This window comes from Streptomyces sp. SID5785, assembly GCF_009870065.1.
Lineage (GTDB): Bacteria > Actinomycetota > Actinomycetes > Streptomycetales > Streptomycetaceae > Streptomyces.
The window spans coordinates 1-7,731 of sequence record NZ_WWIA01000901.1; the positions used below are offsets into that span (position 1 = coordinate 1).

General features: G+C 71.7%; 7 protein-coding genes. All 7 read left to right on the top strand.

The window, feature by feature from the left end; genetic code table 11:
* Nucleotides 1-115: Asp-tRNA(Asn)/Glu-tRNA(Gln) amidotransferase subunit GatC (locus GTW43_RS29575; RefSeq protein WP_161305061.1), on the top strand; the 115-nt coding region annotated here is incomplete at its 5' end.
* Nucleotides 116-121: 6 nt separating this feature from the next.
* Nucleotides 122-1,621 (top strand): Asp-tRNA(Asn)/Glu-tRNA(Gln) amidotransferase subunit GatA, encoded by a 1,500-nt coding sequence (gene gatA, locus GTW43_RS29580; RefSeq protein WP_161305062.1) that lies wholly within the window; start codon nucleotides 122-124, stop codon nucleotides 1,619-1,621.
* 5 nt (nucleotides 1,622-1,626) lie between these two features.
* Nucleotides 1,627-1,860 (top strand): hypothetical protein, encoded by a 234-nt coding sequence (locus tag GTW43_RS29585; protein WP_018531284.1) that lies wholly within the window; start codon nucleotides 1,627-1,629, stop codon nucleotides 1,858-1,860.
* Nucleotides 1,861-1,876: 16 nt separating this feature from the next.
* Nucleotides 1,877-3,391: an Asp-tRNA(Asn)/Glu-tRNA(Gln) amidotransferase subunit GatB gene (gatB, locus tag GTW43_RS29590; RefSeq protein ID WP_161305063.1), complete on the top strand. Its 1,515-nt coding sequence runs from the start codon at nucleotides 1,877-1,879 to the stop codon at nucleotides 3,389-3,391.
* A gap of 111 nt (nucleotides 3,392-3,502) precedes the next feature.
* A complete protein-coding gene (locus tag GTW43_RS29595; protein WP_161305064.1) occupies nucleotides 3,503-4,744 on the top strand; it encodes an SLC13 family permease in 1,242 nt (413 codons plus the stop codon).
* 178 nt (nucleotides 4,745-4,922) lie between these two features.
* Nucleotides 4,923-6,992, top strand: coding sequence for a phospholipase C, phosphocholine-specific (locus GTW43_RS29600; RefSeq protein ID WP_343246154.1), 2,070 nt, complete (start codon nucleotides 4,923-4,925; stop codon nucleotides 6,990-6,992).
* A 186-nt stretch (nucleotides 6,993-7,178) separates the two neighbouring features.
* Nucleotides 7,179-7,731 (top strand): MMPL family transporter (locus GTW43_RS29605; protein ID WP_161305066.1); only part of this gene is annotated, 553 nt, incomplete at its 3' end.

Below are 7,731 nucleotides of genomic sequence, written 5' to 3' on the forward strand. Positions count from 1 at the left end.
TGTCATGCGCGCGGACGAGGTCCGTCCGTCGCTCACCCCCGAGCAGGCGCTCTCCGGCGCCCCGGCCCAGGAGCAGCAGCGTTTCAAGGTGCCGCAGATCCTGGGGGAGGACTAAGAAGTCATGACGGACACGAACATCATCAAGCTCACCGCCGCCGAGACCGCCGCGAAGATCGCCTCCGGCGAGCTCACCGCCGTCGAGGTCACCGAGGCCCACCTGGCCCGGATCGAGGCCGTCGACGAGAAGGTGCACGCCTTCCTGCACGTCGACCGCGAGGGCGCCCTCGCGCAGGCCGCGGCCGTCGACGCCAAGCGCGCGGCGGGCGAGAAGCTCGGCCCGCTGGCCGGCGTCCCGCTCGCGCTCAAGGACATCTTCACCACCGAGGGCATCCCGACCACGGTCGGCTCCAAGATCCTCGAGGGCTGGATCCCGCCGTACGACGCGACGCTCACGAAGAAGCTCAAGGCCGCCGACGTCGTCATCCTCGGCAAGACCAACATGGACGAGTTCGCCATGGGGTCCTCGACGGAGAACAGCGCGTACGGCCCGACCGGCAACCCGTGGGACCTCACCCGCATCCCCGGCGGCTCCGGTGGCGGCTCGTCCGCCGCGCTCGCCGCCTTCGAGGCCCCGCTCGCGATCGGCACGGACACCGGCGGCTCCATCCGCCAGCCCGCGGCCGTCACCGGCACCGTCGGCGTCAAGCCCACGTACGGCGGCGTCTCCCGCTACGGCATGGTCGCCTTCTCGTCCTCCCTGGACCAGGGCGGTCCGTGTGCCCGTACGGTGCTCGACGCGGCCCTGCTGCACGAGGTCATCGCCGGGCACGACCCGCTCGACTCCACGTCCATCGACGCCCCGGTCCCGCCGGTCGTCGAGGCCGCGCGGAACGGCAGCGTGCAGGGCATGCGGGTCGGCGTCGTCAAGCAGTTCCGCGGCGAGGGCTACCAGGCCGGTGTCGTGCAGCGCTTCGACGAGTCGGTCGAGCTGCTGAAGTCGCTCGGCGCCGAGATCGTCGAGCTCGACTGCCCGACCTTCGACCTGGCGCTGTCCGCGTACTACCTGATCGCGCCCTCCGAGTGCTCCTCGAACCTCGCCCGGTTCGACGCCATGCGCTACGGCCTGCGGGCCGGCGACGACGGCACGCACTCCGCCGAGGAGGTCACCGCGCTCACCCGCGAGGCCGGCTTCGGCGACGAGGTCAAGCGCCGCATCATCCTGGGCACGTACGCGCTGAGCTCCGGCTACTACGACGCGTACTACGGCAGTGCCCAGAAGGTCCGCACACTCATCACCCGTGAGTTCGAGGCCGCGTTCGAGAGCGTCGACGTCATCGTCTCGCCGACGACGCCGACCACCGCCTTCCCGATCGGCGAGCGCGCCGACGACCCGATGGCGATGTACCTCGCCGACCTGTGCACCATCCCGACCAACCTGGCCGGCAACGCCGCCATGTCGCTTCCGTGCGGCCTGGCCCCCGAGGACGGCCTGCCGGTCGGCCTGCAGATCATCGCCCCCGCCATGAAGGACGACCGCCTGTACAAGGTGGGCGCAGCCGTCGAGGCCGCCTTCGTGGAAAAGTGGGGTCACCCGCTGCTCGAGGAGGCTCCGTCGCTGTGAGTGCCATGGCAAAGAAGGCCAAGAACTTCAAGAAGTCCAAGACCGGCGTGTACGTGTCGGCCGCCAGCACCGCCTTCGGCGCGATCAGCGTCGCGAAGCAGGCGAAGATGGCCCGCAACGACAACGACACCCTGCGGCTGATCGACGCCGCCGTGTCCGCCGCCGCCATCGTCACCGGCCTGGCGATCCTCTACCGGGAGCTCAAGCGCCTGGGCGACGACGACGTCCTGCTGGGCTGAGAGGGAAAGTTTCACCGTGACTGCCACGACTGACCTGGTGTCGTACGAGGACGCGCTCGCGTCGTACGACCCCGTCATGGGCCTCGAGGTCCATGTCGAACTCGGCACCAAGACGAAGATGTTCTGCGGCTGCTCCACCGAGCTGAAGCAGGACGCCAACAGCCAGACCTGCCCGACCTGCCTCGGACTGCCCGGCGCGCTGCCGGTCGTCAACGAGATCGGCGTCGAGTCGGCCATCAAGATCGGCCTCGCGCTGCACTGCGAGATCGCCGAATGGTGCCGCTTCGCCCGGAAGAACTACTTCTATCCGGACATGCCGAAGAACTTCCAGACCTCCCAGTACGACGAGCCCATCGCCTTCGACGGCTACCTCGACGTACAGCTGGAGGACGGCGAGGTCTTCCGCGTGGAGATCGAGCGCGCCCACATGGAGGAGGACACCGGCAAGTCGACGCACGTCGGCGGTGCCACCGGCCGCATCCAGGGCGCCTCGCACTCGCTGCTCGACTACAACCGCGCGGGCATCCCCCTCATCGAGATCGTCACCAAGCCGATCGAGGGCGCCGGCGAGCGGGCCCCCGAGGTCGCGAAGGCCTACGTCGCCGAGCTGCGCGAGGTCATCAAGGCGCTCGACGTCTCCGAGGCCCGCATGGACAAGGGCCAGATGCGCTGCGACGTGAACCTGTCGCTGCGCCCGAACGGCACCGAGACGTTCGGCACCCGCTCCGAGACGAAGAACGTGAACTCGCTGCGGTCCGTCGAGCGCGCCGCCCGCTTCGAGATCCAGCGGCACGCGGCCGTCCTGAACTCCGGCGGCACGATCGTGCAGGAGACCCGTCACTTCCACGAGGAGGACGGCTCCACCACGTCGGGCCGCATCAAGGACAACGCCGAGGACTACCGGTACTTCCCGGAGCCCGACCTGGTGCCCGTCGCCCCGTCCCGCGAGTGGGTCGAGGCGCTGCGCTCCGAGCTCCCCGAGCTGCCGCTCGCCCAGCGCAACCGGCTGATCGAGGAGTGGGACATCAGCGCCCACGACATGCAGTCGATCCGCAACGCCGGTGCCATCGGCCCGATCGTCGCCACGATCAACGCCGGTGCCGACTCCACGTCCGCCCGTAAGTGGTGGATGGGCGAGCTGGCGCGCAACGCCAACGAGCAGGGCGTCGAACTCGGCGAGCTGCCGATCACGCCCGAGCAGGTGGCCCGCGTCTCCGAGCTCGTCACCAAGGGCGACCTGAACGACAAGCTCGCCCGCCAGGTCATCGACGGCGTCCTCAAGGGCGAGGGCACGCCGGACGAGGTCGTCGACCGGCGCGGTCTGAAGGTCGTCTCCGACGAGGGCGCGTTGTCCGCCGCCGTCGACGAGGCCATCGCCGGCAACGCCGGGATCGTCGCCAAGATCCAGTCCGGCAAGGTCGCGGCCGCCGGCGCTCTGGTGGGCGCCGTCATGAAGGCGACCCGGGGGCAGGCCGACGCGGCCCGCGTCAAGGAACTGATCCTCGACAAGCTGGGCGTCAGCGAGGGCTGACGTTCCACTCCGCCGGTCAGTCGTGGGGGCGCGGGCTCGCTGCCCGCGCCCCCACGGGGCTCTGCCCCGGACCCTGCTCCTGCCTCGCCGGGGAGCTTGAACTCTTGGGGCGTGAACGTGCTCGTCTCCCTCGCTCTGCTCGCCGTCACCCTGGCCTTCGCCGTGCTGCGGCCCCGCCGGTGGCCGGAGGCTGTCGTCGCCGTCCCCGCCGCCGTCGTCGCCGTGGCCACCGGCCAGGTGAGCGGCGACCACGCCTGGGCCGAGACGAAGGACCTGCTTCCCGTCGTCGGCTTCCTCGCCGCGATCCTCCTGCTCGCCCAGCTGTGCGCCGACGACGGCCTGTTCCGCGCCGCCGGTGACGCCGTCGCGCGGGCCTGTCACGGCAGTCCCACCCGCATGCTGGGCGGCGTCTTCGCGGTGGCCGCCGCGGTCACCGCCGTCCTGAGCCTGGACGCCACCGTCGTGCTGCTCACCCCGGTGGTGTTCGCGACGGCGGCCCGCATCGGGGCGCGGCCCCGCCCGCACGTCTACGCGAGCGCCCATCTGGCCAACTCCGCGTCCTTGCTGCTGCCCGTCTCCAACCTCACGAACCTGCTGGCCTTCACCGCGAGCGGGCTGAGCTTCACCCGGTTCGCCGCGCTGATGACGCTGCCGTGGCTCGTCGCGATCGGCGTCGAGTACGCGGCCTTCCGGCGGTTCTTCGCCGCCGACCTCGCCGCGCCCGCGCACGAGCCCAAGGACGACGAGACGCCGGGCGTGCCCCGCTTCACGCTCGTCGTGCTCGGCCTCACGCTCGCCGGGTTCGCGGTCGCCTCGTTCGCCGGGGCCGAGCCGCTGTGGGCGGCGCTGGCCGGCGCGCTCGTGCTCGGCGCCCGCTCGCTGGCCCGCCGCCGCAGCACCCCGCGCGAACTGCTCACCGCCGCCAACCTGCCCTTCTGCCTGTTCGTTCTCGCCCTCGGCATCGTCGTCAAGGCCGTCGTCGACCAGGGCCTCGGCGACGGCATCGCCCGGGTGCTGCCCGACGGGTCCGCCCTGACCACGCTCCTCGCGATCGCCGGCGTGGCCGCGCTGCTGGCCAACCTGATCAACAACCTGCCGGCCGTGCTCGCCCTGCTCCCGGTCGTCGCGCCCGCGGGCCCCGGACCGGTCCTCGCCGCGCTCATCGGCGTCAACCTCGGCCCCAACCTCACGTACATCGGCTCGCTCGCGACCCTCCTGTGGCGGCGCATCGTGCACGCCCACGGCACCGATCCCGAGCTGGGCGAGTTCACCCGGCTCGGGCTGCTCACGGTGCCCGCGAGCCTGCTCGGCTCGACACTCGCGCTGTGGGCCGCGCTGGCCGTGCTCGGCTGATCGGCCGACACATCCGGGGCCGGGGCACGGCGCGCACGGCGGAGTTGGACGTTTGTGGCGGACCCTTGGACGTTTACGCCGCGGCCCGTCCCCGTACTTCCCAGGTCCATCCGGCATCGCTAGCGTCCCGCCGAACCAGTCGACAGGTCGCGTGAAGACCATGACCCCCGGAGGTCCCGTGTCAGGGTCGCAGCAGTCCCCGGAGCCGTCCCGCAGACGCCTCGTGGCCCTGGGCGCAGGCGCGCTCGGCGCCGCCGCCGTCGGCTCCTTCCTGCCGCCGTCGCTCCAGCAGGCCCTCGCCGCGCAGGCCGGAGCCGGGGCGCTCCCGCAGGGCGGGCTCGACGCCATCGAGCACGTCGTGATCCTCATGCAGGAGAACCGGTCCTTCGACCACTACTTCGGCACCCTGCGCGGTGTCCGCGGCTTCGGCGACCGCAACGCGATCCGCCTGCCGGACGGCAACAGCGTCCTCGAACAGCCCGGCCCCCTGCACACCGTGCTGCCCTTCCCGGTCCGGGACGCCGCCGCCGCGCAGCACAAGGACCTCCAGTACATCGGCGCCCTCGACCACTCCTGGGACGGCGGCGCCAAGGCCTGGAACAAGGGCTGGCACGACGGCTGGATCACCGCCAAGACCGCCGCCACGATGGCGTACTACACGCGTGAGGACATCCCGCTGCACTACGAGCTCGCCGACACCTTCACCGTCTGCGACGCCTACCACTCCTCCATCCACTCCTCCACCAGCCCCAACCGCAACCACCTGTGGAGCGGCAGGACGGGCTACGAACCGGGCGGTGACCGCGCCGTCGGCAACGACGCCTACGACGAGGGCACCCACCCCGGCTACGACTGGGGCACGTACGCCGAGCGCCTGGAGGCGGCCGGGGTCAGCTGGCAGACGTACACCGAGTGGGAGAACTTCACCGACAACCAGATCGAGTTCTTCGCCGGTTTCAAGGCCGTCGCCCGCAAGGCCCTGGCCGGGACGGGCCTCACCTACATGGAGGCCTTCTACGCCAAGGTGCGCGACGCGCAGGACGACGCCGCGCGCGAGGAGCTCCTCGCCACCCTGGAGCAGGGCGTCTCGACGCTCACCCGCAGCGAGCGCTCCCTCTTCGAGCGGGCGCTGCGCCGCGTCCCCACCGGCAAGCTCGCCGAGACGTTCGCGAAGGACGTCGCCGCGGGCAAGCTCTCCCGCGTCTCCTACCTGGTGCCGTCCGCCGTCGACTCCGAGCACCCCTCCGTCTCGTCGCCGATCCACAGCGCGACCATCGTCTACCGGGTGCTCGACGCGCTCGCCTCGCACCCCGAGGTGTGGAGGAAGACCGCCGTCTTCATCAACTACGACGAGAACGACGGCTTCTTCGACCACGTCCCGCCGCCGGTCCCCGGCCCGGACGTCACCGAGGAGCACTGGCAGGGCCTGCCCACCGGCCTCGGCATGCGCGTACCGATGCTCGTCGTCTCGCCGTGGACCGTCGGCGGGTACGTCTGCTCCGAGGTCTTCGACCACACCTCCGTCATCCGCTTCCTGGAGCGCTGGACCGGCGTGCGCGAGCCGAACATCGGCGCCTGGCGCCGCCAGGTCACCGGCGACCTCACCGGCGCCTTCGACTTCCACCGCACCGCGCGGCTGCCGTCCCTCGAGCGGCCCGGTCCCGTCCCGGAGTTCAGCGGACGCTGGGCGCCGCAGCCGCCGGCCCGGCAGTCGCTGCCCGAGCAGGAGCCCGGCACCCGGCCCGCGCGCCCGCTCCCGTACCAGCCGGACGCCCACGTGCGCGTGCAGGACGGCCGGCTCACCCTGCACCTGGCGAACGCCGGGCCCTCCAGCGTCCACTTCGCGCTCTACCCCTACGCCGGGGAGTCCGCGGCGCCGCAGCACTTCGACGTCGTCCGCGAGCGGTCCGTGCCGGTCGACGCCGGCACGTCGTACGACTTCACCGTGACGGGCCCCAACGGCTTCCGGCGCGAGTTCCAGGGCCGTACCGACTTCGGCGGCGACGTCACCACGACCGTGGACGGGCGGGCGCGGGTGCTGCGCGTCCGGCTGCGCGCCACGGGGGAGGGGCCCCGCACGTTCACCGTGGGGCGGCGGACCGTGACCGTCCGGCCCGGTCGCACCGTGACCGTCGTCCACGAGACGGGCCACGCGAAGGGCTGGTACGACCTCGAGATCACCGCCGAGGGATTCCGCAGGCGCCTCATGGGCCACATCGAGAACGGACGCCCCAGCGTGTCCGGTTGAGCCGCCCGGGCGGGCTCCGGTAGCCCGTCCGGCGGTCCAGACCTGTGAGTAAGGCCACGAAAGCGACAAAGGATCAAGTAGGCCTGCAAGAGTGGCGGCCACTTGCTCATGTGTTCTTTGCGGGCTGTTCATCCTTAAACGGCTGTTCCCGGTCAAAGATCCACGAAAAACCCAGGGAGCACGCCTGTGGCCGCACTCGCACGCTGGTGTGTCCGGCATCGGCTCGTGGTCGTCCTCCTGTGGCTGCTGGCCCTCGGAGGCACCGCCGCGGCCGCCGCGGTCGCCGGGTCCGCGTACTCGAACGACTACGAGGCACCCGGCACCGAGTCCGGCCACGCCACCCGGCTCCTGAACGAGAACTTCGCCGGGCTCGGCGGCGACAGCGACACCGTCGTCTGGCACGTCGACGGCTCCACCGTGCGGGCCGCCGACGTCGAGACCACCATGACCAACACCCTCGACGAGATCGCCGCCCTGCCCGGCGTCGCCGACGTCGCCTCGCCCTACGAGACCGGCACCGCCGCCGGGATCAGCGCCGACGGCCGCACCGCGTACGCCACCGTCACCTTCGACCGGCAGTCCGACGACCTGCCCGCCGCCCAGGCGCAGGCCGTCGTCGACACCGCCCACGAGGCCGAGACCCACGGGCCCGACGGACTCCAGGTCGAGCTCGGCGGCAGCGCCGTCGCCCTCACCGAACCCACCTCCGCCCACGTGTCGGAGATCGTCGGCGTGGTCG

Bases quoted from the DNA above. Each gene is read 5' to 3' on its own strand.
- gatA (WP_161305062.1), top strand. From the start codon at position 122: ATGACGGACACGAACATCATCAAGCTCACCGCCGCCGAGACCGCCGCG.
- GTW43_RS29585 (WP_018531284.1), top strand. From the start codon at position 1,627: ATGGCAAAGAAGGCCAAGAACTTCAAGAAGTCCAAGACCGGCGTGTAC.